Source organism: Streptacidiphilus cavernicola (genome assembly GCF_042510955.1).
Taxonomy (GTDB): Bacteria; Actinomycetota; Actinomycetes; order Streptomycetales; family Streptomycetaceae; genus Streptacidiphilus; species Streptacidiphilus cavernicola.
The window spans coordinates 99899-122683 of record NZ_JBHFAB010000022.1 but is presented as its reverse complement, the minus strand read 5'-3'; the positions used below and the strand labels follow the sequence as shown (position 1 = coordinate 122683).

Below are 22785 nucleotides of genomic sequence, written 5' to 3'. Positions count from 1 at the left end.
TTTTCCGCCGGCAACGAGCAGGTCCACAATGCCGCCCACCTGCAACAGGCCGGGGCCGCCGTGGCGCTGCTCGGCGAGGTGACCCCCGAGACGCTGCGGGAGGCGGTCGCCCCGCTGCTGGCCGACCCGGAGCGGCGTGACGAGGTGGGGCGACGGGCCCGTGCTCACGGCCGTCCCGAAGCGGCGGAGCTGCTGGCCGACGTGCTGCTGTCGGTCGTGGCCGAAGGCCGCTCGTAGCAGGGCTGGGGCGAGAGGTTGCCAGCGCCTTCCGCCGTGACCGTGTCGAGAAGCCGACGGCCTACGCCGGGGCGGGCATTCCGGTGTACCTGCTGATCGACCGGGCCAGCTGCGAGACGGTGGTACACACCGAGCCCGAGGGCGGGAAGTACCGCAGCATCCGATCCGATGCCTTCGGGGCGACCGTCGTGATCCCCGGACTGGGGATCACCTGGAGACCGAGATCCTCAAGCAGTGCGTCCGCTGACCCGCACCCGGCTCACGGCCACATCAGGCAGTAGAGCTGGTGTCCCGCGTCGTGGAGGCGGTTGGCGCAGTCCTGCCACTCGTGGAGCAAATGATCACCCCAGGCCGCTGACCTGGGGCGATCCGCTCATATGGCCTCTGAGCTGGGAAATCAGTGATCGCTGCCTTTCACTGGTCATGGTCGTTTTCCAGTCCCATGTGCATGCGATGTGCACGCAGTGCCCGCGCGCAGACAGGGTGGCGGGCGAGCCATGGACGGCCGTCGGATCTGTCGGATGTCGGTCGGCCTGGCAGGGTGTCAGTGGGGTGTGCCAGGGTCTGCACATGCTTGAGATCGTGGTGACGACCAACCAGGAGTGGCGTGTCCGCCCGTCCGATGGGGAACTGGCCGAGCTGGTCCACCGCATCGGTGCCCGCGACGACCGGTTCCTGGTGCTTGAGCGGATTCCCGACCTGCCCGACGTCTTCGCTCAGGTGCTGCATGAACCAGGGGCGGGTACACCCTGGAGTACCGCGACGGTGCGCCCGATCGCCACTTCGAAGCGACGGTTGCCCTGCCCGAAGAGGTGGTCAGGGTGTTGACCGCCTGGGCCCGGCAGCAGCCCGACTGGCAGAGCGGGTTGGCCTGGTCGCTGCTGGACCTGGGCCCCGTCGAGGAAGTACCCCCGCTCGACCTGGGTGACGCTGAGCGCGCGGAGCTGGAGGCCAGGGTCCGGGAGGAACTGGTCGGTGGCTACACCTCCCGCGCGGAGCTCGCCGAGCTGGCGGAGGAGTATCTGGTCACCGAGGGCCGCCGACCCGTCTCGAGCCAGCAGGCCCTGGCATTGGCCGACCGGCTGTGGCTCGAACGCGTCGAGGAGCAGTTCACCTGGGAGGGCGAGACCGATCCCGAACGCCTCACCCGCGCATTCCTCTTCCTGGAGGAGGCTGGCATCACGGCCCGCGAGAACTTCACCTGCTGTCGCAACTGCGGACAGGTTGAGATCGGTGGCGAAGTCGCCCCCGGCTCCCGCGGCTTCGTTTACTTCCACTCTCAGTGCACCGCCTCCGCCGCACGCGGCGAGGGGCTAATGCTCCTCCATGGCGGCTTCGACAACTCGGCGGAGACCACCCGTGTCGTCGGCGACGAGGTCGTGGCGGCCATCGAGGCAACCGGGCTCCAAGCGACCTGGGACCGGGACCCGAGCCGCGCGATAACGGTGACCCCGTTGGATTGGCGCCGTCGCCTGGGGCGCTGAGGACGCGGCAGTGCGGTTGCCTCGACGCGTGCGCCCTCACTGGCCGAGAGAAGTCTGTCGGTTGCTAGGACCCGCAGGTTGTCAGACCCGCCCGGCACGATACGACCATGCTTATAGCGACTACCGGGCGCGGCCATGTGGTGAAGCGACCCTCGAAGCCCGCCATCGGGACGATGCTGGCCAATCTGCAGCGGGCCAACCCGCACCTGATCCTTGAGCGTGTGGGCGACGATCAGCCTGATGGTGACTGGTACATCCAGGTCCGGATCTGTGACAACAACACCTATCTGCTCGAGTACCGGGACGGTGTCGCGGCGGAGCACTACCAGACGCGGACGATTTCCCAGGAGAAGCTCCTCGGAGCACTGCTCGGCTGGGCTGCGGCGAAGCCGGGCTGGCAGGACGGATTCATGTGGAACAACATCGGCGAGCAGTTCGAGGTGCAGACGAGGGAGCACCATGGGTGACCCGATGGCACTGAAGGCCGGCGACTTGGTCAGGATTACGGGCGGCCCGTTCGCCGGTGATACCGGGCCGGTGCACTCCGTTGATCATGACCGGGGGCGGGTGCGAGTACTGGTCCTGATCTTCGGCGACACCGCTACGGTCGACCTCCCCTGGTTGGACGTCGACCTGTTTCAGGCCGGATAGCACGCCCCGGGCCGGGCCCCCGGATGCCCCCTGCCGGACGGCGGAGCCGGAGAACGAGTCCGTTGTCGCGAGCAAGGGGTCGATGGCCCTCCATCAGCGGCGGTGTCGGCGGTACCTGAGATGCTGGCGACATGATCCCGTGGAACCTGCTCGACCTGGACCGTGCGTTGCGAGCGAGCTGGGCGGCGGACACCTGCTCGTCCGACGATCAGCTCGAGTGGACGCCGGGCAATCCGGCCGGGGGCGGCACTGCGACATCACTGCCTTGATCGTCAACGATGTCTTCGGCGGCGACCTCGTGCGCGGGGAGGTGCACGTCGGTGGTGACCAGCGCGGCTTCCACTGGTGGAACAGGCTGTCCAGCGGCGTGGAACTGGATTTGACGCGCGAGCACTTCCAGCGGGGTGAACACGTTACTGCGGCCTGCGTCGTGGATCGCCCGCCAGGGCCGCTGCGCCGTTGGGAGGAGTACCTCCTGCTGCGCGAGCGGGTGATGGAGCACCTTGGGCGCCTTCCCGCGCCGGCCGCCTGACCAGGGAGGCCTCTGGGAAACGAGAATCGAGCAGGGGATCAAGTCGCGGGCGACCATCACCACCCGCCATATCAGGCGGTACAGCTGGTGCCCCGCGTCGTGCAGCCGGTTGGCGAAGTCGTGCTACCCGTGGAGCAATTCGCGCGGGGACCCCGCTGACCTGCGACGATGCGGTGAAAGTGCCGCTGATCAGCGAACTAGTCGAACATTTCATCTAGTTGTTCTGCGGCTTCGAGAGCTTGGTCCCAGCCAAGGCGGACGAAGCATTCGAGTAGTGTGCGCAGCGCTGTGGTGCACCTCGCGTCGCTGCTTACAAGGTCACGGTGGTCCACGGCGATGCGTCGAATGAATGCCACGGCTGCGTCGACAGCCATCGGTTCTCGCCAGTAGGCAGGGGAATTCGAGACAGCGCGGGCAGCGATCTCAAGGGCTCGTGTAGGGCCGCTATCAGCGATGTGGTTGATCGTTTGGACGACATAATGCGTTACTTATGGTAGGTCCAGGTCTGCCAATTGGTCAAGCAAGGGGAATGTGCGAGATGCGAAATCCCGAGTGTCGCCGCGCTGTTTGTTCGACTGAATTCCAGGCTTCTCGTCGAAGGCACCGCTGGCAAAGTAAAGGTTCTGGGAAATGGCGACCGCGACTGCCGCCGCATTGGCACGCCGGTCGTTGCCTTCGTGATGCTCACCAAGGTCTCTGCGGATTGCTCCCACGATGCGGTCAGTGAAGGCGAAAGCCCGGTCCTGGAACGGCGTTCCGGGGTGAAGGGGGTTGAGCACGTCGCGCAACCAGAAGACGACTGCCTGGACGCGCTCGGGGTGCTCTGCAGGGGCGGCTGCCCACTCCTCCAGGACACTGGTGGCGTATGGCGATTCGCGCACGAGGGCTAGGTATGAGAGGAAGTTGACGACAATGCTTCCCTCCTCGGACGGCCCGAGTTTCCGGTCTCCATCTGGGGAACTGGTCAGAACCGCCCAGCGTGCGTCGGTCTGCAGTGAACAAAGGATCCGATCAACGCGTTCCGCCTCGGATGAGACCACCCTATCGAGGTGCAGCAGAAGGCGCGCAGCGATGTGCGGATCGGACTCTTCCGGCAGGCGCTCAGCAATGGCGTCGACAAGATCTTCCCCCTCAGCCAGTAGCGCGGGCAAGGCCGCCGTAGCGAGGTAACGATAGACCGGGTCAGGACTGCCCAGGAGCGCAGCGAGCGGTGGGCCCACATGGGGATGTGCGTCTTGCCAGTCAGCGCGCTCGGCGAGGTGCACCAGGCCTTCGATGGCGAGTGTTTCTGGTGTTACGCCCCAACTGGGTGTGATGGCGTCTCCCCAGTGATGGGCGGATGCATGCGCGCTCGTCGGAGACGGACAGCAGTCTTTGAGGACAGCCAGCACGTGCTTGCCGTGGGTGCCACCCGGCAGGATTTCCGCGGCTGTCGCCAACCGTTCAGCGACCTCGACATTCAGGTCGCGGATCTGCCTCTCTGTCAGACCTACGTCCTCGGACGCTGAAGTGAGTTGGTCCCACAGGGAGGCCAAACGACCAAGGCTCTCCGTGCGCATGACTGAGTCTGCGGCGGCGTCTCCTCGGCTGTTTTGCACCGCTTCCCTGATCGCGTTGACGATGCTGGCCTCGGCGACTTCTGACGCTCCTGGCCAACCGATGCTGGCCAGTGAGGGGTCCTTGAGGGCCAAATCCGGGAGTGGCGTGCTGTATTCCACGCCGTGACCTGCCATCAGTGCCAGTGCCGGGGGACTAAGTCTGCCAAGGTCAAGGGAGGACAGGATCGTGCAGGCTCGGCGTTCCAGGGCCTCCTGGCGCTCCGGGTCCTGTGTGTTGGTCGCCATCGTCATGACCAACACCGTGTCCTCGACCTGCTGGTGCTGGGCGATAGTCAGGGCTGGCGCCATGCGCGCGGCCAAGTGAGTTGCGGCATCAGAGGTAGTGAAGTGTGCATAGAGGGGCGGACAACACAGGACCGGTTGCAGAGCCTCGTCCAGAACGTTCGGTTCGGACGCGGCGGCACGCGTCAGCAGACGGAGCCAGACACGGTCATTGACGAGTTCGGCGATCAGCCGGTCAATGATATGCCGCAATCGGGCTGAGGATTCGTCGGATTCGCTCTGAGTGGCAAGTTCCTTCAGGCCGTCAAAGAATTCATCGACCATCGTGCCGAGGACTCCATGGCCGCCGGAGGATTCCAGCAGATCGGCATACCGGAGTTTCGGGTCCTGAGGGTAGTGCGCATCGCTGCCCCAACGGAACAACCTAGGCAGTAGCGCGATTTGAAGGAGGAGATCGGTAGCGGCTTCGGGTGATGCCTGCATCATGGCGGCGAAGTGTTCACCCACCATGTACCGTACGCTCTCCAGATCCTGGCTTCGTGTGCTAGAGAGACCAAATAGCGCGCTCTGGAGTAGAAGAGTCGGGGCGTCGTTGGCCTCCTCGTACTCCCATACAGTCTTACTAAGAGCAACAGCGAGCTGCGGCTCTCGCTGGGCGATCTCAGCAAGCTTATTGATGAGTGGCCATACGTGTCCGATACCCCACGCCTCGAGCAACGTCGGCAAGGACAGAGCCTCTACGGTGGCGGAGACGGCTTGCGGGTCGACTGCTGCCGCAATCGCTGTAAGGCGTGCCACCGTCTCGCCTACCTGGCGTCGCCCTGGGTCCTGCGGATCGCGCAGCGCAACAGTCAGGCAGTCAGCGGCGATCTCGCACATGCTGGTGGGGACTGTCGTGCTCGATAGGGCTGTTGTGGCCGTCTTGTAGGCGATCTGCGCAGCCAGGTTCGCAAGATCAACGTCATCTTCGGTGACCGAGGCGGCAGCGAGACGGCGGCCTGCATCATCGACGCAGGCGCGGATACCTGTGGAGCGCTGCCGCGCTGCTGCGGATGCGAGAAGGAAGGCGACGTAGCGTCCTTCGCTTTTGCCCCAGATGCCATGTGGTCCGTCCGTCTCGCCGATCGCCGCCGCGACGAGATCATCCAGTTCGGCTGGCTCGGTGAGCTCACGAACTGCAGTGTGGACTGCAGTGTTGGCCGCCAAGGGGTGACCGGCCGACAAGGAGGCCAGCTCCAGTGTCATGTTCCAGAACCGGCGCCTCGAGGGGTCCTCGTCCCATTCGAGGGCACACCGGTACTCAAGACTCGGCCTGACGGCTAGGACAAGGTTGGGTGACGTGCAGAGAGTTTTGGTCAGGCTCCCCGCCTCGTGCACATCACCGAGAGCCAGCCTCGCGATTGCGTAGTCGCGCAGAACCGGGTGCGCGAACCCCACGGGCGGTAGGTCGTCGTTGGGACGTCCGCTCTGGAATAGCACGCCCTCGTGGAGGAGATCCGTCAGCGCCGCTTGGGTAATTTCCGGAAGGGTGAGCGCACCCACTGCCTGCCGGCCGGATGCGAGCATTCGGTCGGCTAGGGCTTTCAACGCCCGCCAACGGTCAAACGAACCTGGCATGGGCCCCACACGCTTGTCCCAGTAGTGCTTCAGCAGCCCGGCTCGGCTGCGGATGCTGGTCAATCCCGTGTCGCCCTCGGCAAGCAACTGTCCTGCAAGATCGAGATTGAACGGGTTGGTGAGCAGCGCCCGCAGCCGATCGTCGGAGCTGTCAAGGAGACTGGCCAGCGTCGGGCTTGCAGCAGCCACCTGTGCCATCCCGGCTTGATCGAAGTTCGCGATCGCCAAGTGCTGGACGCCTTCAAGCCCAGCCGCAGCACGGAGCGGGGACACAGGACTTCCAGGGAACATCCGCTTCCATCGAGGGCCGTGTGCGAGATCGAACGACCGAATAGTGGCCACGATCTGCCAGCGGCTTCCAGTCAGATCGTCAGCAAGTTGCGGGAGCCAAGTCGGGAAGTTGCCATCGCTGAACCGGGGCTGGTCAAGCCCGTCGAGCAGCAGCAGGGCTGGGCGGTCGCCGGCCCAGCCGCGAAGGATCTCCGACAGGTCGTGGTCGAGCATCAGCTCAGCCCTTGTCTGGCTCTTGTCTGCTTTGAGTGCGTCCGAATCGAGCACGACCAGATCATGGGAGGTCGATGCTGCCTCGGCCAGTGCTTGCAGCGTCACACTCTTGCCTGCCCCCGGCTCACCGGTCACCGCAGTGTGGCGTTCGGCTGCGAGTAGAAGCTCTGGTGCTCCGCGATCTACATAAACAGGTCCCTCGGGCGCGCTGATCGCCAGGCGATGGCGACCCAGCGCGCTCAATGTCACTTGAGTGCGGTCACGTAGGCGTTCGATATCGCCGCGCAAGCGCACTACGGGGCGCAGCACGATCCTGTGTGGTGCTGCCTCGAGTCGCCGCACCAAGGAATCGCGGTCCAGATACGAGCGTTCCTCCGCAAGTCGTTGACTTTCAACGAGGAGGGCCTTCCATACGTTGCCAGCCCGGACCCGGTCTCCTACCAGGTCAGTGAGAATGACGAGCGCTGTCTCAAGGTCTGGCCCGCCGTCGACCAGGTGCATCGTACGTACGCACGCAAGTTTGAGCAGCCCACGTAGATCGGCCTCGGTCATCGCCCTGCCGAAGGCGGTGAGCCATAGCTGGGTCAAGTGGTCCTTGAGGACGGCGAATGCCTTCACCTCGGGCGCATTGACCTGTGCATCAGCGAGCGGCACCTGTACAGGGAGCTCCCGAAGGCGGGCGACCAGCGGGGACAGCGCCGAGGTGATCGTGGAGGGGGCGCGTTCGTCGGTCGCGATGATCACCAAGTCGCGGCCAGAGGTTGCTTGTCTGAGGACGTGAGTATGTGGCCAGTCGGGAACCCCGAGACGGGCAGTTTGTACGAGTTGGCTCAGCGCCTTGCCAAGAGGGCTGACCGGCGTAGTGCCCCGGTTCAGGCCCTTCTTGGCCTGAACGGTGACCCAGCCTGCGTCTGTGACGATGGCCAGGTCGTCGACTGGCCGGTTGGTCTGGCCTCCCACTGCCTGTACGTGGCCACCTAACGCCCAGGACGGCAAGGGAGTTTCGGTCAGCATGTGTGCCGCAGCCCAAGCTAGGAAGCGGCCCTCATGGCCAACTCCACCGGCTGTTCCAGCCCCGCCAGCTGAACCTCGGTTCGTGGCCATGCAGCGCCGACCTTTCTGAACGATCAATGCCTCGCCGCGTACCGTTTTGATGAGCTGAAACGGAGCTTTGACGATCGCAGCCTACGGCGTGGCAGTCTGTTCGCGGTGCGTTCCTGGTCTTCCGGCGCTGCCCGTTTGCGCTCTACGATGCGGCGCGCGGTGTTGACACGAAACCCTGGAGTCCGGCCATGGGTTGCCAAGCTCCTACGCGGTGGGCCTCCGAAACGCTCTCCACGCGTGGCAAAGGGAGGTCCTTTCCGCGCCCGTTGCCGCCAGGACCACCGTCACCATGACGTCTGTCGGGTCCAGTCGCTGCGCTCGCCGAGCTGATAGTTGTCCAGGGTGCGGTGGGTCACGGCGGCGGCCTCGTCCTGAGAGCGGGGGGTGATGTGGTCGAGGCGCGGCAAGGTGTCAGAGACCAGGAGGCGCCCGTGTTCCATGGAGCGCTGCCAGACGTCGCGCACCTCATCGCTGTCCGGCCAGATGGAGAACAGGGCCTCGGCGATGATCGGTCCGGTGTCAACGCCGGTGTCGATGGTGTGGATGGTGACACCGTGGAGGTGCTCTCGGTTGCGGAGGGCCCAGTTGACGGGGCGGACGCCTCGGTACTGCGGCAGCCGGCCGGGGTGGAGGTTGATGATGCGCTCGGCGCGGCCGATCAGGTCGGAGCCGATGATCCGGTCGTAGAGCACGCTGAAGACGAGGTCGAAGCGACCGTCGAGCTCGCGCCAGTCGCCTGAGCGCAGGACACGTGTCGCCGGCCAGCGCTTGGTCACGTAGCCGGACAGGGGGATGTCCCAGTCGGGTTCGTGAGCGACAGGGACCACGGTGTCCAGGAGCATGCCGGGCAGTGCCGCGATGGTCTCGCAGGCGTGGGCGGCGAGGCTGCCCTTCCCGAGTACGGCTGCACGTTTCACGTTCGGGTCTCCTGGTCTCAAGTGCTTTCAGCGGATGGTTGGTTCACGCCGTGCGGCGGGTGAAAAGCCTGCTATCGTCCCGTAACCTCCCGATTATTCGTCGGCCAGGTCTCGGCTCTGGCACCGTCAGACAGGAAGTCCCGCCATGGCCAGCGACCTTGTCAGTGCCCTGCCGTTCAGCCCGGAGCGGGCGTTGCGCCTGATCGTCTCGGGAGGCGGGACCGGTGGGCACACCTATCCCGCGCTGACCGCGGTGCGGGCCCTGGCCGCCCGGCTGGCCGGACACGGCCGGACGCTGGAGGTGCTGTGGGTGGGCACTGCTGGGAGCCTGGAGGAGCGCGTCGCCACGAGTGAGGGCATCGCCTTCGCTCCGGTGGCTACAGGCAAGATCCGCCGTTCCAGCAATCCGTTGAAGATGCTGTCGGTGGCCAACGCGAAGGACATGGGCCGGGTGCCGCTGGGTGCTGCCCAGGCGCGGTCGATCGTCTCCGACTTCCACCCCGACGTGGTGCTGGGGACAGGTGGTTACGTCGCTGTCCCGATCGGGCTGGCGGCGAAGGTGTGTCGGGTACCCCTGGTGATCCACGAACAGACCGTGCGGCTGGGGCTGGCGAACAAGGCGTTGGCCCGTGCTGCGGCGCGGGTGGCGGTCTCCTCGGAGGCTTCGCTGCCGTTGCTGCCCGACTCGGCTCGGCGTACTGCTGTGGTGACCGGCAACCCGGTGCGCCCGCAGGTGCTCGCTGGAAGCGCGGACAAAGCGGTCACGGCGCTGGGCCTGTACGGGTTCGACCGCAGGCTGCCGACCGTCTACGTCACCGGCGGTGCCCAGGGGGCCCGTCAGATCAACCAGGCCGTGGCTGCCGTCCTGCCGTGGCTGCTGGAGCGGGCCAACGTGGTCCACCAGTGCGGGCCGACCGCCGTCGAGGACCTGGCAGCCCGCGCCGCAGCTCTCCCTGCTCAGCTGGTGGGCCGCTACTTCCTGACCGGATTCGTCGGATCTGAGCTGCCCGATGTGCTCGCCCTGGCCGATGTGGTGGTCTCGCGCAGCGGCGCGGGCACCATCGCTGAGATCACCGCTCTGGGCAAGGCCTCGGTGCTGGTACCGCTGGCCACCTCGGCCGGCAACGAGCAAGCCCACAACGCTGCTCATCTGCAGCAGGCCGGGGCCGCTGTGGCGCTCCTCGGCGAGGTGACCCCCGAGACGCTGCGAGAGGCGGTCGCGCCGTTGCTTGCCGACCCGGAGCGGCGTGACGAGGTAGCGCGGCAGGCACGTGCTCACGGCCGTCCCGAAGCGGCGGAGCTGCTGGTCGACGTGCTGCTGTCGGTTGTGGCCGAGCGCCATTCGTAGCAGGCACGGGAGGGTCGCTCGCCAGCTCGGCTGGCAGACAGTGCCTGGCCGAGCACAGTGACGACGTGGACAACGTCCGTGCTGGTCATGGCCGGATGGAAGGGCAAGCTCAGGATTTCCCTGGCAGCCTGCTCGGTGGTGGGAAGGTCCCGGTGCCAGCGGGCGAAAGCTGGCTGTAGGTGGTTGGGCGGGTAGTGCACGCCGACGGCGACGCCCTCGGCGTGCATCAGCTGGAAGACGGCGTCGCGCCTCGGCACGCGGACCACGCAGTTGAACGGGAGCGCGCTGTCGATCCCGACGTCGACCAGGGTCGCGTCGCCGAGGTTGAGCAGCGCGGCCTGGTAGGCCCGCCACAGGGACCTGCGGCGGTGCTCCGTTGCTGCGAAGTGACGTAGTTGGACCCGGCCGATCGCGGCGTTGATGCCCGACAGCGGGGCACGCAGGCCGGTGCTCTCGACCCTGTAGGTGGTGGTGCGCACTCGTTCGCTCTGCGGCTGGACGATGCCCAGCAGCCGCAGGTTCCTGGCAGCGTCGCCCTCCTGCTCGGTGCGTGGCACGATCGCTCCGCCTTGGCCGCAGGTCAGTTGCTTGATCGGGCCGAAGGAGAAGCATGTGGTCGCCTGAGGGCGGGCTCCGACGCGCTGCGGGCCGCACCAGGAGCCGAACGCCTGGGCGGCGTCCTCCACGATCGCGATGCCGGAGGCTGCCAGGGTGTCGTGGATGCCGCTGAGGTCCACGGCACGTCCGCCGTACAGGACGGGCATCACGGCGCGGGTTGCCGGGGTGAGTGCCTCCATGACGGTGCGTTCGGTGACGCACAGGGTGTCCGGGTCGATCTCGGCGAAGCGCGGGACGGCGCCGCACATCAGGATGGCCTGCACGCTCGCGCAGAAGGTCATCGAGGGGACGATCACCTCGTCGCCTGCGCGGATGCCTGCGGCGAGCAGGGCGATGTGGAGCGCGTCGGTGCCCGAGGTGACGGCGACGACCTGGGGGACGCCCAGGTACTGCGCCAGCTCCTGCTCGAACGCTTCGGTCTCGCGGCTGTGCCCGTACTGGCCCTCGACCAGTACCGCGGCCACCGCATCGGCCTCGGGCCCGTGAATGAAGGGCTTGGCATTGACGCTCGACTGCATGGTCCTGCTGATCATGTGTATCAACCCTCCAGGACGGCGGTGGCGGCCAGTTCGAGCTGGGTGGCGGCCTTGCGCAGCAACGGCGCCCAGCGGTCGGGGTTGGTGCGGTACCACTCGACGGTCTGTGCCAGCCCCTCCTCCAGGTCGTGCTGGGGTCGGTAGCCGAGCGTCTGCATGGCCTTGGAGCAGTCCATCGAGTAGCGCAGGTCGTTGGCGGGCCGGTCGGGGATGTAGGTGACCGCCTCCCAGGTGGCTCCGCAGGCTTCCAGGAGCATCGAGGTCAGTTCACGGCTGGTCAGGTCGGTTCCGCCACCGAGGTTGTAGACCTCGCCGGGGGTGCCGTAGCGCAGCGCCAGTTCGACGCCGGCGCAGTGGTCGGCGACGTGCAGCCAGTTGCGCACGTGCTGGCCCTGGCCGTGCAGGGTGACCGGCTCGCCCTTTAGTAACCGGGTCACGAACAGCGGGATGATCTTCTCGGGGTGCTGGTGGGGGCCGTAGTTGTTGCTTGAGCGGGTCACGCACACCGGTACGCCGCTGGTCTGCCAGTACGAGAGGGCGATCAGGTCGGAGGCGGCCTTGGATGCCGCGTAGGGGACGGACGGGCGCAGCGGGGCGTCCTCGGTGGCCGAGCCGGTCAGCAGCGGGCCGTAGACCTCGTCGGTGGAGACGTGGACGAAGCGGTCGACGCTGTGGCGCTGGGCTGCGTCCAGCAGGGTCTGGGTGCCTATCACATTGGTGGCCAGGAAGGCACCTGCCGCGTAGAAGCTGCGGTCGACGTGGGACTCGGCGGCGAAGTGCACCACCGCGTCGTGCCGCTGGACCAACTGGTCGACCAGCGGGCGGTCGAGGATGTTGCCTTCGACGAAGGTCAGCTTGGGGGAGAGGAACGCCTCGCCCAGGTTTTGGATGTGCCCGGCGTAGGTGAGGGCGTCCAGGACGGTGACCTGGCCGATGTCGTCGGCGGGCAGGAGACGCTTGACGAAGTGCGAGCCGATGAACCCGGCTCCACCGGTGACGAGTACGTCCATGTTGTGAGCCAATCTGACAGGGCCGGAGATCGTCCGGCCGACTGTGGCGCAGCGATAGAGGTGCCGGAGGATGGCCAGCAGTTCGTCCAGCGGGAGGTTGGCCCTGGTCTACTGGGTCAGGTCGTGGCGTTGATCCGGTAGGGGTTGGGGCGCGCGGCGCGGATCAGGGAATCGAGCAGTTGGCGGCGTCGGGCGGCTCGCGGTTGGTCGGGCAACGGCAGCGCGCCCCAGACCCGCTTCCCCTTCGCCATTGGGGTTGTGCCCCAACGGCCTGAGGTCAGCGCGTCGACCAGGAACAGGCCGCGACCGCCTTCCGCCTGCTCACTTGCACGGCGCGCTGCGGGCTGGTCCCGGTTGACGTCCAGGACCTCGACCATCACGGTCTGCTCGTTGACTCCGACGTACAGGCCCACTGTCACCAGCGGTCCGGGATCGTGCAGCACTGCGTTGGTGACCAGTTCCGAGACCAGCAGCCTGACGCTGTCCTCGCAGTCCGAATCCAGGTAGATGCCCCACAGTCGCAGCGAGGCAATCGCTCGGTCCCGGGCGATGCCCACCGCGGCCGGGGTCGACGGCAGGAACCACCGGGTCCCGTGCGTTGCCGGGCCGCTCATGAAGACAGCTCGCTGTCGTCCCCGGACGCCTCGGCTCCGGTTCCGGCCACTGCTTCCGGAGACTCCTCCCAAGGCGACCAGCCGACAGCAGCCAGCCGCTGCCGCGCCTGGCGGACCTGGTCGTCGGGCTCGCGTTGCGGCAACGGATCGAGGGAGATGATCGGTGGGTACATGCGCGCTCCTGGCGGACGTCTTTCCTCGGCTTGGGTGCGATGCTGGACGGGACAGGTCGCTGTCTTCGCCGCTGTCGCACCGCACGCCTGGGGCTGTCGCCCGGCCAGGGGGTGTCCCTCGGAGGGCTGACTCCCATTGAACGGGGGTACACAGAGCGGGAGAACGGAGGAGACTGCGAAGAACCTTGAAAGCGTTGAAAGTTCGGGGGTTGTCATGGCAGCACGAACCCGCACGCCCAACACGGGACTGGCCCGCCTCATGTCCGAAGCAGGCTGGGGCAATGGACAGTTGGCCCGCGCTGTCAACCGCGCCGGACTGGAATCAGGGCTCGACCTCAACTACGACGAGTCGGCCGTCTCGCACTGGCTGACCGGCACGATGCCGCGCCGACCGGCCCGACCGGTCATCGTGGAAGCCCTCTCCCGCAAGCTCGGCCGACCGGTCACCCCCTACGAGGCCGGATTCGGCAGCCGCGCCGATGCCTTGCCCGAGGCCGATGCCGTGGCCGGGGTGATGGACCTCGGCCAGGCCGACATGGACCCCTCCCGCCGCAGCGTGCTAGCGGCCGGGATGTACTCGGCAGCGCTCATGGTCCCCGACTACAGCGAGCTCTCCGGCCGCCTGGAGGCGTCGCGGACCGGGCGCACCACCCACATCGGGGCCGGCGAGGTCACCACCGTACGCACCATGACCGACCGCATCGCTGACATCCTCGATGAGCTCGGCGGTGCCCATGCCCGCCCGATGGCTGCTGCCTTCCTGGTCAACACCGTTGGCCCCTACTTAAAGGCCTCCGCTACCGAGCAGGTCAAGGCCGACATGCTCGCCGCCGCCTCCGACCTGGTCTACCTCACCGGCTGGATGGCCATGTACGAGAAGGCCCACGGCTTGGGCCAGCAGTACTACGTCCAAGCCCTCAAACTCGCAGCCGCCGCGAGGGACCACGTCACCTACTGCCGCACCCTGCGCGGGATGGCCCTGCAGGCGTCCAACCTCGGCTACGGCAGCAAGGCCCTCCAACTCGCAGACTCCGCCGCCGAAGCAGCCCCCGCCGCCGGACCCCGCCTCCAAGCGTTCCTAGCCGGACAGCAGGCCCACGGTGCCGCCATGGTCAAGGACCGCCACCAGGCGTTCAGCCGGCTCCACGAGACGGAGACCGCCCTGTCCAAGGCCGACTCACGGCGCGACGCGGTCGGTGGCTACGACGAGTCCGCCTACCAGTTTCACACCGCCCACGTGCTGTATGAACTCGGCGACCTCCCCGGCTCCATCAAGGCCCTCCAGCAGTCCAACCGGGTCCGCCCCGCCCAGGAGCGCCAAGGCCGCGTCCACGCCAACGGTCTCCTCGCCCAACGCCAGTTCGAACTCGGCCACGTCGAGGCCGCCTGCGCCACCTGGCAGACCTTCCTCGACGACTACGCCTTCGTCTCCTCGATCCGCGGCGACGACCACTTCCAGACGATGCGCACCACCCTTCGGCCGTACCGGCAGAACCGCGCCGTCCGCGACCTCAACGAGCGTGCTCGCACCGTAGCCCAACAAAAGGCGTAGCCACCGCATCTGCGCTGGTGGGGTGGAGGACAACCTCCACCCCACCAGGTCGCCCGTTAGCTGAAGTAGATCCCGGCGAACTCGCCCGTGTAGCCCAGGGCCTTCAGGGCTTCGTCCGTGTCGGGCCAGGTGCGGTCGGGGTAGGCGAAGTTGGCGTCGAAGAACTCGGCGTCGAGTTCGGGTTCTTCCCATTCGTGGCCGCAGCGGCAGCGTACGAAGACGCGGCGGAGGGTCTCCAGGAGGAGCCAGTCGCCTCGCGAAGGTCTGCCGAGGGCTCCGCTGACGATCATCGCCCGGCAGAGAACCCGCAGGTCAGGGCCACATCAGGCAGTACAGCTGGTGCCCCGCGTCGTGCAGTCGGTTGGCGAAGTCCTGCCACTCGTGGAGCATCTGGTAGATCACGAAGGCGTCGCGGGGGCCGCGGCGGTCGGGGACGGTGGACCAGATGAAGGCTGCCGTGCCCAGCTCGGCCTCGTCGGCCTTGCGGAGGGGTTCGACGACGGTGTGGGGGAGCTGCACCACGGCGTAGTCGGGGTGCAGCACGACCAGTTCCAGCGGGGGGACGGCGGAGAGCGGGATGCCCTGGATACCGGTGAGCACCATCGCGCTCATCGTCTCCGGCTTGATCTTGGTGGAGAGCCCGCCGCTGATCGGCTCGTCCCCGGCGCCCTCGCGGCCGTCCTGGCCGAACAGCTCGCCGAGCCGGCCGAGCGTGCCCAGCTCGCCCGCGTCCAGGCCCAGGCCGTCACGGCCGAGCGCGGTGGGTACCCGGGCGGCGGTGGCGCGGTCGGGAGCACCGAAGTACTTGTAGGTCACCCCCACGCCGCTACCACCTCTGCTTCCCCCACGTCGCCGCGGAGCCCTTGCCGCACCCGCGCCCGTACCCTCGGAGCCTTCGCGTGCTTCGGACACCGCGACCATCCTTACTGGCAGTCATCGTTTTGCCAACAGGCAAAAGGTGCGCGGCCGTTTGATTCCACGCGAAATGCCGTCCTCCGAGTCCCGTCGGGGGGCGGCTGAGCACTGCGGCCCGATCATCGTCCCAGATGATCGGACGGGACATGCCGTAGGACAGGCTGCGGTTTGGTGAAGATGGCATGTGAAGACAGGGGTTTGAGACCATGTGCTCTGTCGGCTCTCCCTGCGGGGGTGTCGGCGCCGCCACAGCGAGTTGACGTGGACACAACGTAGTTGACGCAACGCCTGTTGTCACTGGTTCTCTCGTTCGCCGAGCCGCCCGTAGAGTCGTCCGCAGCGCTTTCCCGTTACGTAGTTGCAGGTCAGGAGCACAGTGTCGTATCCCTATGAAGCCCCCGAGTCCGAGTCCCTGTTCGAGCGCGCCTCCGTGGTGACCCCGGGTGGCGTCAACTCGCCGGTCCGGGCCTTCCGCGCGGTCGGCGGCACGCCCCGCTTCATGGTGTCCGGCCGCGGCCCCTACCTCACCGACGCGGACGGACGCGAGTACGTCGACCTGGTCTGCTCCTGGGGCCCGATGATCCTCGGCCACGCCCACCCGGACGTGATCGACGCGGTGCAGCAGGCGGTGCTCCGCGGCACCTCCTTCGGCACGCCCGGCCAGGGCGAGGTGGAGCTCGCCGAGGAGATTGTGAGCAGGGTCACCCCGGTCGAGCAGGTCCGGCTGGTGTCCTCCGGCACCGAGGCGACCATGTCGGCGATCCGGCTGGCCCGCGGCTTCACCGGGCGCAGCAAGGTGCTGAAGTTCGCGGGCTGCTACCACGGGCATGTGGACGCCCTGCTCGCCGCCGCCGGCTCCGGCCTGGCCACCTTCGCGCTCCCCGACACCCCGGGCGTCACCGGCGCCACCGCCGCCGACACCATCGTCCTCCCCTACAACGACCTGGACGCGGTCCGGGCCGCCTTCGCCGCCCACCCCGGCGAGATCGCCTGCGTGATCACCGAGGCCTCGCCCGGCAACATGGGCGTGGTCCCGCCGCTGCCCGGCTTCAACGCCGGCCTGGCCCAGACCTGCCGGGACAACGGCGCGCTGTTCATCTCCGACGAGGTGATGACCGGCTTCCGGGTCTCCAGGGCGGGCTGGTACGGCCGCGAGTCGGCGGCCGAGGGCTGGGCCCCCGGCTTCGCCCCCGACCTGCTCACCTTCGGCAAGGTCATGGGCGGCGGCTTTCCGGCCGCGGCCTTCGGCGGACGCGCGGACGTGATGGCCCACCTCGCCCCCGCGGGACCGGTCTACCAGGCCGGGACGCTGTCCGGTAACCCGGTCGCCACCGCGGCCGGACTGGCCCAGCTCCGCGGCTGCACCGACGCGGTGTACGCGGCCGTGGACCGGGTCGCCGCCGAGGTCTCCGGGCTGGTCGGCGCGGCGCTGTCGAAGGAGGGTGTGGCGCACCGGGTGCAGACCGCCGGAAACATGTTCTCGGTGTTCTTCACCGCCGACGAGGTGACGAACTACGACGAGGCACGCCGTCAGGAGTCGTTCCGCTTCACCGCGTTCTTCCACTCGATGCTGGCGAACGGGGTCTACCTGCCGCCGTCCGCGTTCGAGTCCTGGTTCGTGTCGGCCTCGCACGACGCGCGGGCGATCGAGCGGATCGCCGACGCGCTCCCGGCCGCGGCCCGCGCCGCGGCGGAGGCGGTGGCCGCGTAGCGGTCGTGCCGTGGCCGTGGCCGTGTAGCCGCCGTAGCCGCGTAGACCCGTGGCCGCGGGCACGCGGTCGAGTTGAGGTGTCGCCCGGTCCGGGGAAACCGGGCTGGGCGATACTGGCAGCACGCCCGTCCGATCGGCCGGACCAGGCCATGCGCGTGTGTACGAAGAGGAGCAGCACAGGTGAGCAGTCCCGAGACCACCGTCGTCCACCTCATGCGGCACGGCGAGGTGCACAACCCGGAGGGCGTGCTCTATGGGCGGCTGCCCGGCTACCACCTCTCCGACCTGGGCCGGAAGATGGCCGACCGGGTCGCCGACCACCTCAGCGGACGTGACATCACCCACGTCGTGGCGTCCCCGCTGGAGCGCGCACAGGAGACCGCCGCGCCGATCTCGGCCGTGCACGGCCTGGAGACCGCGGTCGACGAACGGCTGATCGAGGCCGGCAACATCTTCGAGGGCAAGACCTTCGGCGTCGGCGACGGCTCGCTGCGCAACCCCCAGTACTGGAAGTACCTGACCAACCCGTTCCGCCCGTCCTGGGGCGAGCCGTACATCGAGCAGGTGGTCCGGATGATGGGCGCGCTCGGCGCGGCCAGGGACGCGGCGCGCGGGCACGAGGCGGTGTGCGTGAGCCACCAGCTGCCGGTGTGGATCACCCGCAGCTTCGTCGAGCACCGGCGGCTGGCGCACGACCCGCGCAAGCGGCAGTGCTCGCTGGCCAGCCTGACCAGCTTCACCTACCACGGGGACAAGATCGTCTCGATCGGCTACAGCGAGCCGGCCCGGGACCTGCTGCCGGCCCACCTCACCGGCAAGGCGCGCAAGGGCGACGCCCCGGTCGCCAAGAGCTTCGGCGCCTGACTGACCGTTCGTCGGCCGGTTCGGCCGGTTCGGCCGTTCGGCCCTTCTGCTTTTCGCGCAGTCGCCCCGGCGGCTGCGCGAGGTTCGGTGTCGCGGCAGGTCAGGGTGCCTGCCGCGACCCGAGCACGGGGTCGGTGAACCCGCTCAAAACACCCATGCGAAACTCTTCACATGCGTCTCCGCCAGAGCTACAGCCGGTCCACCAGCCGGTCCGCCCACCGGTCCGCCCGCACCCCGGGCGCCCTGGTCACCGCGTTCGCCGCGGCTGCGGCCCTCGCCCTGACCGGCTGCTCTGCCTCCGGTGTGCACACCGGCAGCTCCAACGACAACGCCAACTACGTCGCGGGCACCGGCCTGACCACCACCGTCCCGGTCAAGGACCGCAAGGCGCCGGTGGACCTCTCCGGCACGGACCTGGACGGCAAGGCGCTCAGCCTCTCCAGCTTCAAGGGCAAGGTCGTCGTCCTCAACGTCTGGGGATCGTGGTGCCCGCCCTGCCGGGCCGAGGCAGCCGGCTTCGAGTCCGTCTTCCAGGCGACCCAGGCCAAGGGCGTGCAGTTCGTCGGCCTGGACACCCGCGACCCGCAGATCACCCAGGCGCGGCTGTTCGTCAAGGGCAAGAAGCTGACCTACCCCAGCTTCTACGACGCCTCCGGTGAGCTGCTGCTCAAGTTCCCGGCCGGCACCCTGGACCCGCAGAGCATCCCGACCACGATCGTCCTGGACCGTCAGGGCCGGGTCGCGGTGCGGGCGCTGACCGCGCTCACCGCCGACCAGCTCACCGCCATCATCAAGCCGGTGCTCGCGGAGACCTCGTGAGCGCCACCGCCCACCTGCTCCTGGCCGCCGACTCGGGCATCGTCACCGGCAACACGACGGTGCTCTCCGGCGCGCTGGTGCTGGCCGTCCCGATCGCCCTGGTGGCCGGGCTGGTGTCGTTCTTCTCGCCCTGCGTCCTGCCGCTGGTGCCCGGCTACCTCTCCTACGTGACCGGCTTCTCCGCCGTCGACCTGGCGAACGCCGAGGGACGGCGGCGCGGACGGCTGCTGCTCGGGGCGCTGCTGTTCATCCTCGGGTTCACCGCCGTGTTCGTGTCCGGCGGAGCGCTGTTCGGCTACTTCGGCAACCACCTGCTGCAGCACCAGCGGGTGATCCAGGAGGTCTCCGGCGGGCTCACCATCGCCATGGGCCTGGCCTTCATGGGCTTCCTGCCCGGCTTCACCCAGCGCGAACTGCGCAGCCACCGCAAGCCGATCGTCGGCCTGCTCGGCGCCCCGGTACTGGGGATCGTCTTCGGCATCGGCTGGACCCCCTGCATCGGACCCACCCTGATGTCGGTGCAGGCCCTGGCGTTCAACCAGGCCAGCGCCGGTCGCGGGGCCTTCCTCACCGCGGTCTACTGCCTCGGTCTCGGCCTGCCCTTCGTGGTTGCGGCCTTCGCCTTCCGCCGCGCGCTGGGCGCGTTCGGCTGGGTCAAGCGGCACTATCCGCTGGTGATGCGGATCGGCGGCGGCATGCTCGTCCTGGTCGGCGTGCTGCTGATCACCGGTGCCTGGGACCAGTTGGTCGGCCAGCTCCGGTACTGGTCCGCCGACATCACCTTGGGAGTCTGAGACATGAGCGACGACCGTCCGGACCGGGCCGCTCAGGCCGAACGGGACGAGAGCGCCGAACGGGCCGAGAACGCCGAACTCGCCGATGCCGCGCGGCTCAGCAGCGCCCCGGTCGAGGAGCCGGACTCCGCCGACCCGCAGGCGCAGGCCGTCGGCATCGGCGTCTTCGGCTGGCTGCGCTGGGGCTGGCGGCAGCTCACCTCGATGCGGATCGCGCTGGTGCTGCTGTTCCTGCTGTCGCTGGCGGCCGTCCCGGGCTCGCTGGTGCCGCAGACCTCCGCCTCCCCGGCCAACGTCGCCGACTGGCACGCCAAGCACACCTTCTGGGGGCCGGTCTTCGACAAGCTGGGGATGTTCAACGTCTACAGCTCGTTCTGGTTCTCGGCGATCTACCTGCTGCTGTTCATCTCGCTGATCGGCTGCATCATCCCGCGCACCTGGCAGTTCGTCGGCGTGCTGCGGGCGAAGCCGCCGACCGCTCCGCGCCACCTCGGCCGGCTCCCGGTGTACGCGACCTGGCGCAGCAGCGCCGACGCGGACGCCGTCCTGGCCGAGTCGCAGCGGCTGCTCGGCCGCCGCCGGTTCCGGGTCGCGACCGCGGGCGGCGCGGTCAGCTCGGAGAAGGGCTACCTGCGCGAGGTCGGCAACCTGCTGTTCCACATCTCGCTGGTGGCGATGCTGATCGCGTTCGCCTTCACCAAGCTGGCCGGCGGCATGGGCACGGTCATCGTGATGGAGGGGAAGGGCTTCAGCAACAACGTCACCCAGTACGACGACTTCGAGCCGAGCACCTTCTACACCGCGGACAGCCTCAAGCCGTTCCACTTCACCCTGGACAGCTTCGAGGCGACCTACCAGACCAGCGGCGACCAGTTCGGCACCCCGCGGACCTACGCCGCGCACATCTCCTACGTGAACGGCTCCGGCAACGGCAAGGCGACCAAGGCCACGGTCGAGGTCAACCACCCGTTGGAGATCGGCGGCAGCAACGTCTACCTGACCGCGCACGGCTACGCGCCGGTGCTGCAGGTGACCAACGCCAAGGGCGAGGTGGTCTTCGACGGCCCCACCGCCTGCCTGCCGCTGGACTCCAACGTCACCTCGGAATGCGCCTTCAAGATCAGCGACGGCTATGTCGGCAAGGACGGCAAGAGCACCCAGCTCGGCCTCAGCGGCTTCTTCGCGCCGACCATGGCCAGCGCCGCGGAGTTCGGCACCCAGGGGCCGCACTCGGTCTTCCCCGGACTGGCCAATCCGCAGCTGCTGCTCTCGATGTACCACGGCGACCTGGGCAACAACAACGGCGCCCCGCAGAGCGTGTACCAGCTCGACACCACCGACATGACGCAGTACAAGGTCAAGGACAGCAAGGGGAAGCTCCAGCCGCTGACCGCCTCGCTGACCCCTGGCCAGGGCTTCGACCTGCCGGACGGCGGCACCGTCAGCTTCACCGGCGTCAAGCAGTGGGTGAACTTCACCATCTCCAGCAACCCCGGCACGAGCGAGGCGCTGATCAGCGCCGCGCTGGCGATCCTCGGGCTGATCGGCTCGCTGTTCGTGCAGCGCCGCCGGATCTGGGTGCGCGCGGTGACCGGCCCGGACGGTGTGACCACGGTCGAACTGGCGGGCCTGGCCCGCAGCGAGTCCTCCCGCATCGCCGAGGAGCTGGCAGAGCTGGCGCTGTCGCTCCAGGACGTCGCCCCGGCCGACCAGGACGACGCCGACGCCGCGCAGGGTGACGACCACGACCTCGAACTCACCTCCACCTCCCTCTCCAAGGAACGATGAGCGTGACGAACCTCGCAGCCGCGGCGATCAACACCAACCTCGCCCACATCTCCAACACCCTCATCTACTCCTCGATGGCGGTGTACCTGTTCGCGTTCCTGGCCTACACCGCCGAGTGGACCTTCGGCGGCCGCAGCCGGGTCGCCCGGCAGTCCGCCGCGCTGGCGACCCAGGCCGCAGGGGCCGAGGCCGACGGCGCGGTCGCCGCACCGAAGGTCGCGGTCACCGTCACCTCGGCCAAGGGCGGGACAGCGACGCTGACCCGTACCGTCGCCGCCAAGGCGGGGAAGGTCGACGTGGTCGCCCGCGGCGACGCCGCCCCGCCGACCGACGGCGTGGGCGCGGCCGGCGGCGACGAGCAGGCCGACCGGTTGGGCCGGATCGCGGTCAGCCTCACCGCCCTCGCCGCGCTGCTGCAGCTCGGCGGCGTGGTCGCCCGCGGCATCTCGGCCGGACGCCCGCCGTGGGGCAACCTCTACGAGTTCACCTGCGCGCTGACGCTGGTCGCCGCGCTGCTCTTCCTCGGCCTGATCTTCACCGGACGCGACGTCCGCTGGCTCGGCCTGCTGCTGACCTTCGGCATCCTGGCCGGGCTCGGCCTGGCCGTGACCGTCCTCTACACCGCCTCCGAGCAGCTGGTCCCGGCGCTGCACTCGTACTGGCTGTGGATCCACGTCTCCGGCGCGATGGTCTGCGGCGGCGCCTTCTACGCGGGCGCGATCACCACGATCATGTACCTCTGCCGGGACGCCCACGAGAAGGCCCTCGCCGAGGGCCGGGCCAAGGACGGCCGCTGGGCCGACATCTGCGAGCGGATGCCGGCCGCGGCGACGCTGGACAAGCTGTCGTACCGGATCAACGCCTTCATCTTCCCGCTGTGGACCTTCACCATCATCGCGGGCGCGATCTGGGCCGAGGCCGCCTGGGGCCACTACTGGCAGTGGGACCCGACCGAGACCTGGGCCTTCATCACCTGGGTCGCCTACGCCTGCTACCTGCACGCACGGGCGACGGCGGGCTGGAAGGGCCGCAAGGCCGCGGTGCTGGTGCTGATCGCCTTCGCCTGCTTCCTGTTCAACTCCTACGGCGTGAGCATCTTCATCAACGGCATGCACTCGTACGCGGGCCTGTAAGTCGGATCACCGGCCGGTAAGCC

General features: G+C 68.2%; 21 protein-coding genes and 2 pseudogenes. 15 read left to right on the top strand and 8 right to left on the bottom strand.

The annotated features are described in order from the left end of the window. Window positions 1–15: 15 nt before the first annotated feature. The 7 genes and pseudogenes from ACEZDE_RS25790 to ACEZDE_RS25765 all read left to right on the top strand — a co-directional run. Window positions 16–237 (top strand): annotated as a pseudogene (locus tag ACEZDE_RS25790) (UDP-N-acetylglucosamine--N-acetylmuramyl-(pentapeptide) pyrophosphoryl-undecaprenol N-acetylglucosamine transferase); the annotation flags it as partial. A gap of 83 nt (window positions 238–320) precedes the next feature. Then, the gene (locus tag ACEZDE_RS25785; RefSeq protein WP_380540436.1) at window positions 321–518 is read left to right on the top strand and encodes a hypothetical protein; all 198 of its coding nucleotides are present in this window, start codon (window positions 321–323) and stop codon (window positions 516–518) included. A 289-nt stretch (window positions 519–807) separates the two neighbouring features. Continuing rightward, window positions 808–1721 (top strand): annotated as a pseudogene (locus tag ACEZDE_RS25780) (DUF6891 domain-containing protein). Between the two features lie 107 nt (window positions 1722–1828). Continuing rightward, entirely contained in the window at window positions 1829–2188 is a 360-nt protein-coding gene (locus tag ACEZDE_RS25775) for a hypothetical protein (protein ID WP_380540433.1), read from the top strand. Beyond that, complete coding sequence (locus tag ACEZDE_RS25770; protein WP_380540430.1) at window positions 2181–2372, top strand: KOW motif-containing protein; 192 nt, start codon at window positions 2181–2183, stop codon at window positions 2370–2372. The genes ACEZDE_RS25775 and ACEZDE_RS25770 overlap by 8 nt, the downstream gene beginning before the upstream one ends. 131 nt (window positions 2373–2503) lie before the next feature. Beyond that, window positions 2504–2641 (top strand): YunG family protein, encoded by a 138-nt coding sequence (locus ACEZDE_RS33775; RefSeq protein WP_449341715.1) that lies wholly within the window; start codon window positions 2504–2506, stop codon window positions 2639–2641. Then, entirely contained in the window at window positions 2590–2904 is a 315-nt protein-coding gene (locus ACEZDE_RS25765) for a YunG family protein (protein ID WP_449341714.1), read from the top strand. Before ACEZDE_RS33775 ends, ACEZDE_RS25765 begins: the two co-directional genes overlap by 52 nt. Window positions 2905–3392: 488 nt before the next feature. On the opposite strand, the gene ACEZDE_RS25760 is transcribed toward ACEZDE_RS25765, so the two are convergent. Both ACEZDE_RS25760 and ACEZDE_RS25755 read right to left on the bottom strand, forming a co-directional pair. After that, window positions 3393–7880, bottom strand: coding sequence for a hypothetical protein (locus tag ACEZDE_RS25760; RefSeq protein WP_380540427.1), 4488 nt, complete (start codon window positions 7878–7880; stop codon window positions 3393–3395). A 374-nt stretch (window positions 7881–8254) separates the two neighbouring features. Continuing rightward, entirely contained in the window at window positions 8255–8887 is a 633-nt protein-coding gene (locus ACEZDE_RS25755) for a formyltransferase family protein (protein WP_380540424.1), read from the bottom strand. Window positions 8888–9032: 145 nt separating this feature from the next. Here ACEZDE_RS25755 and ACEZDE_RS25750 point away from each other — a divergent pair, with 145 nt between their 5' ends. Beyond that, on the top strand, window positions 9033–10235 hold the full coding sequence (locus tag ACEZDE_RS25750) for a UDP-N-acetylglucosamine--N-acetylmuramyl-(pentapeptide) pyrophosphoryl-undecaprenol N-acetylglucosamine transferase (protein ID WP_380540422.1): 1203 nt from the start codon (window positions 9033–9035) through the stop codon (window positions 10233–10235). Here ACEZDE_RS25750 and ACEZDE_RS25745 read toward each other — a convergent pair. The 4 genes from ACEZDE_RS25745 to ACEZDE_RS25730 form a co-directional block, all read right to left on the bottom strand. Then, window positions 10163–11386 carry a DegT/DnrJ/EryC1/StrS family aminotransferase gene (locus ACEZDE_RS25745; protein WP_380540419.1) on the bottom strand — a complete coding sequence of 408 codons (1224 nt, stop codon included), beginning with the start codon at window positions 11384–11386 and terminating at the stop codon, window positions 10163–10165. The genes ACEZDE_RS25750 and ACEZDE_RS25745 overlap by 73 nt on opposite strands. A 5-nt stretch (window positions 11387–11391) precedes the next feature. Then, the gene (gene rfbB, locus ACEZDE_RS25740; RefSeq protein WP_380540416.1) at window positions 11392–12399 is read right to left on the bottom strand and encodes a dTDP-glucose 4,6-dehydratase; all 1008 of its coding nucleotides are present in this window, start codon (window positions 12397–12399) and stop codon (window positions 11392–11394) included. A 116-nt stretch (window positions 12400–12515) separates the two neighbouring features. Continuing rightward, complete coding sequence (locus ACEZDE_RS25735; protein ID WP_380540413.1) at window positions 12516–13013, bottom strand: ATP-binding protein; 498 nt, start codon at window positions 13011–13013, stop codon at window positions 12516–12518. Continuing rightward, window positions 13010–13186 carry a hypothetical protein gene (locus ACEZDE_RS25730; RefSeq protein ID WP_380540410.1) on the bottom strand — a complete coding sequence of 59 codons (177 nt, stop codon included), beginning with the start codon at window positions 13184–13186 and terminating at the stop codon, window positions 13010–13012. The genes ACEZDE_RS25735 and ACEZDE_RS25730 overlap by 4 nt, the downstream gene beginning before the upstream one ends. Window positions 13187–13400: 214 nt before the next feature. Between ACEZDE_RS25730 and ACEZDE_RS25725 the strand changes: the two genes are divergently transcribed. Beyond that, window positions 13401–14738, top strand: coding sequence for a hypothetical protein (locus ACEZDE_RS25725; protein ID WP_380540407.1), 1338 nt, complete (start codon window positions 13401–13403; stop codon window positions 14736–14738). Window positions 14739–14794: 56 nt separating this feature from the next. Here ACEZDE_RS25725 and ACEZDE_RS25720 read toward each other — a convergent pair whose 3' ends face one another. Beyond that, window positions 14795–15028: a hypothetical protein gene (locus tag ACEZDE_RS25720; protein ID WP_380540404.1), complete on the bottom strand. Its 234-nt coding sequence runs from the start codon at window positions 15026–15028 to the stop codon at window positions 14795–14797. Window positions 15029–15050: 22 nt separating this feature from the next. Continuing rightward, window positions 15051–15560, bottom strand: a complete 510-nt coding sequence (locus ACEZDE_RS25715; RefSeq protein WP_380540401.1) for a hypothetical protein — start codon at window positions 15558–15560, stop codon at window positions 15051–15053. Between the two features lie 469 nt (window positions 15561–16029). Between ACEZDE_RS25715 and hemL the strand changes: the two genes are divergently transcribed. From hemL to ccsB, 6 genes are all read left to right on the top strand, one after another. Then, window positions 16030–17364: a glutamate-1-semialdehyde 2,1-aminomutase gene (gene hemL, locus ACEZDE_RS25710; RefSeq protein WP_380540398.1), complete on the top strand. Its 1335-nt coding sequence runs from the start codon at window positions 16030–16032 to the stop codon at window positions 17362–17364. A 213-nt stretch (window positions 17365–17577) separates the two neighbouring features. After that, entirely contained in the window at window positions 17578–18228 is a 651-nt protein-coding gene (locus ACEZDE_RS25705) for a histidine phosphatase family protein (RefSeq protein WP_380540513.1), read from the top strand. Window positions 18229–18399: 171 nt separating this feature from the next. Continuing rightward, a complete protein-coding gene (locus tag ACEZDE_RS25700; protein ID WP_380540395.1) occupies window positions 18400–19047 on the top strand; it encodes a TlpA family protein disulfide reductase in 648 nt (215 codons plus the stop codon). Next, window positions 19044–19841: a cytochrome c biogenesis CcdA family protein gene (locus ACEZDE_RS25695; RefSeq protein WP_380540392.1), complete on the top strand. Its 798-nt coding sequence runs from the start codon at window positions 19044–19046 to the stop codon at window positions 19839–19841. The genes ACEZDE_RS25700 and ACEZDE_RS25695 overlap by 4 nt, the downstream gene beginning before the upstream one ends. Window positions 19842–19844: 3 nt before the next feature. After that, window positions 19845–21629 (top strand): cytochrome c biogenesis protein ResB, encoded by a 1785-nt coding sequence (gene resB, locus ACEZDE_RS25690; RefSeq protein WP_380540389.1) that lies wholly within the window; start codon window positions 19845–19847, stop codon window positions 21627–21629. Beyond that, window positions 21626–22762: a c-type cytochrome biogenesis protein CcsB gene (ccsB, locus tag ACEZDE_RS25685; protein ID WP_380540386.1), complete on the top strand. Its 1137-nt coding sequence runs from the start codon at window positions 21626–21628 to the stop codon at window positions 22760–22762. Before resB ends, ccsB begins: the two co-directional genes overlap by 4 nt. Window positions 22763–22785 lie beyond the last annotated feature (23 nt).

Excerpts from the sequence above, each read along its gene's own strand:
- ACEZDE_RS25775 (WP_380540433.1), top strand. The coding sequence starts at position 1,829 with ATGCTTATAGCGACTACCGGGCGCGGCCATGTGGTGAAGCGACCCTCG.
- ACEZDE_RS25770 (WP_380540430.1), top strand. The coding sequence starts at position 2,181 with ATGGGTGACCCGATGGCACTGAAGGCCGGCGACTTGGTCAGGATTACG.
- ACEZDE_RS33775 (WP_449341715.1), top strand. The coding sequence starts at position 2,504 with ATGATCCCGTGGAACCTGCTCGACCTGGACCGTGCGTTGCGAGCGAGC.
- ACEZDE_RS25760 (WP_380540427.1), bottom strand. The coding sequence starts at position 7,880 with ATGCTGACCGAAACTCCCTTGCCGTCCTGGGCGTTAGGTGGCCACGTA.
- ACEZDE_RS25750 (WP_380540422.1), top strand. The coding sequence starts at position 9,033 with ATGGCCAGCGACCTTGTCAGTGCCCTGCCGTTCAGCCCGGAGCGGGCG.
- ACEZDE_RS25745 (WP_380540419.1), bottom strand. The coding sequence starts at position 11,386 with ATGATCAGCAGGACCATGCAGTCGAGCGTCAATGCCAAGCCCTTCATT.
- rfbB (WP_380540416.1), bottom strand. The coding sequence starts at position 12,399 with ATGGACGTACTCGTCACCGGTGGAGCCGGGTTCATCGGCTCGCACTTC.
- ACEZDE_RS25735 (WP_380540413.1), bottom strand. The coding sequence starts at position 13,013 with ATGAGCGGCCCGGCAACGCACGGGACCCGGTGGTTCCTGCCGTCGACC.
- ACEZDE_RS25730 (WP_380540410.1), bottom strand. The coding sequence starts at position 13,186 with ATGTACCCACCGATCATCTCCCTCGATCCGTTGCCGCAACGCGAGCCC.
- ACEZDE_RS25725 (WP_380540407.1), top strand. The coding sequence starts at position 13,401 with ATGGCAGCACGAACCCGCACGCCCAACACGGGACTGGCCCGCCTCATG.
- ACEZDE_RS25720 (WP_380540404.1), bottom strand. The coding sequence starts at position 15,028 with ATGATCGTCAGCGGAGCCCTCGGCAGACCTTCGCGAGGCGACTGGCTC.
- ACEZDE_RS25705 (WP_380540513.1), top strand. The coding sequence starts at position 17,578 with ATGCGGCACGGCGAGGTGCACAACCCGGAGGGCGTGCTCTATGGGCGG.
- ACEZDE_RS25700 (WP_380540395.1), top strand. The coding sequence starts at position 18,400 with ATGCGTCTCCGCCAGAGCTACAGCCGGTCCACCAGCCGGTCCGCCCAC.
- resB (WP_380540389.1), top strand. The coding sequence starts at position 19,845 with ATGAGCGACGACCGTCCGGACCGGGCCGCTCAGGCCGAACGGGACGAG.
- ccsB (WP_380540386.1), top strand. The coding sequence starts at position 21,626 with ATGAGCGTGACGAACCTCGCAGCCGCGGCGATCAACACCAACCTCGCC.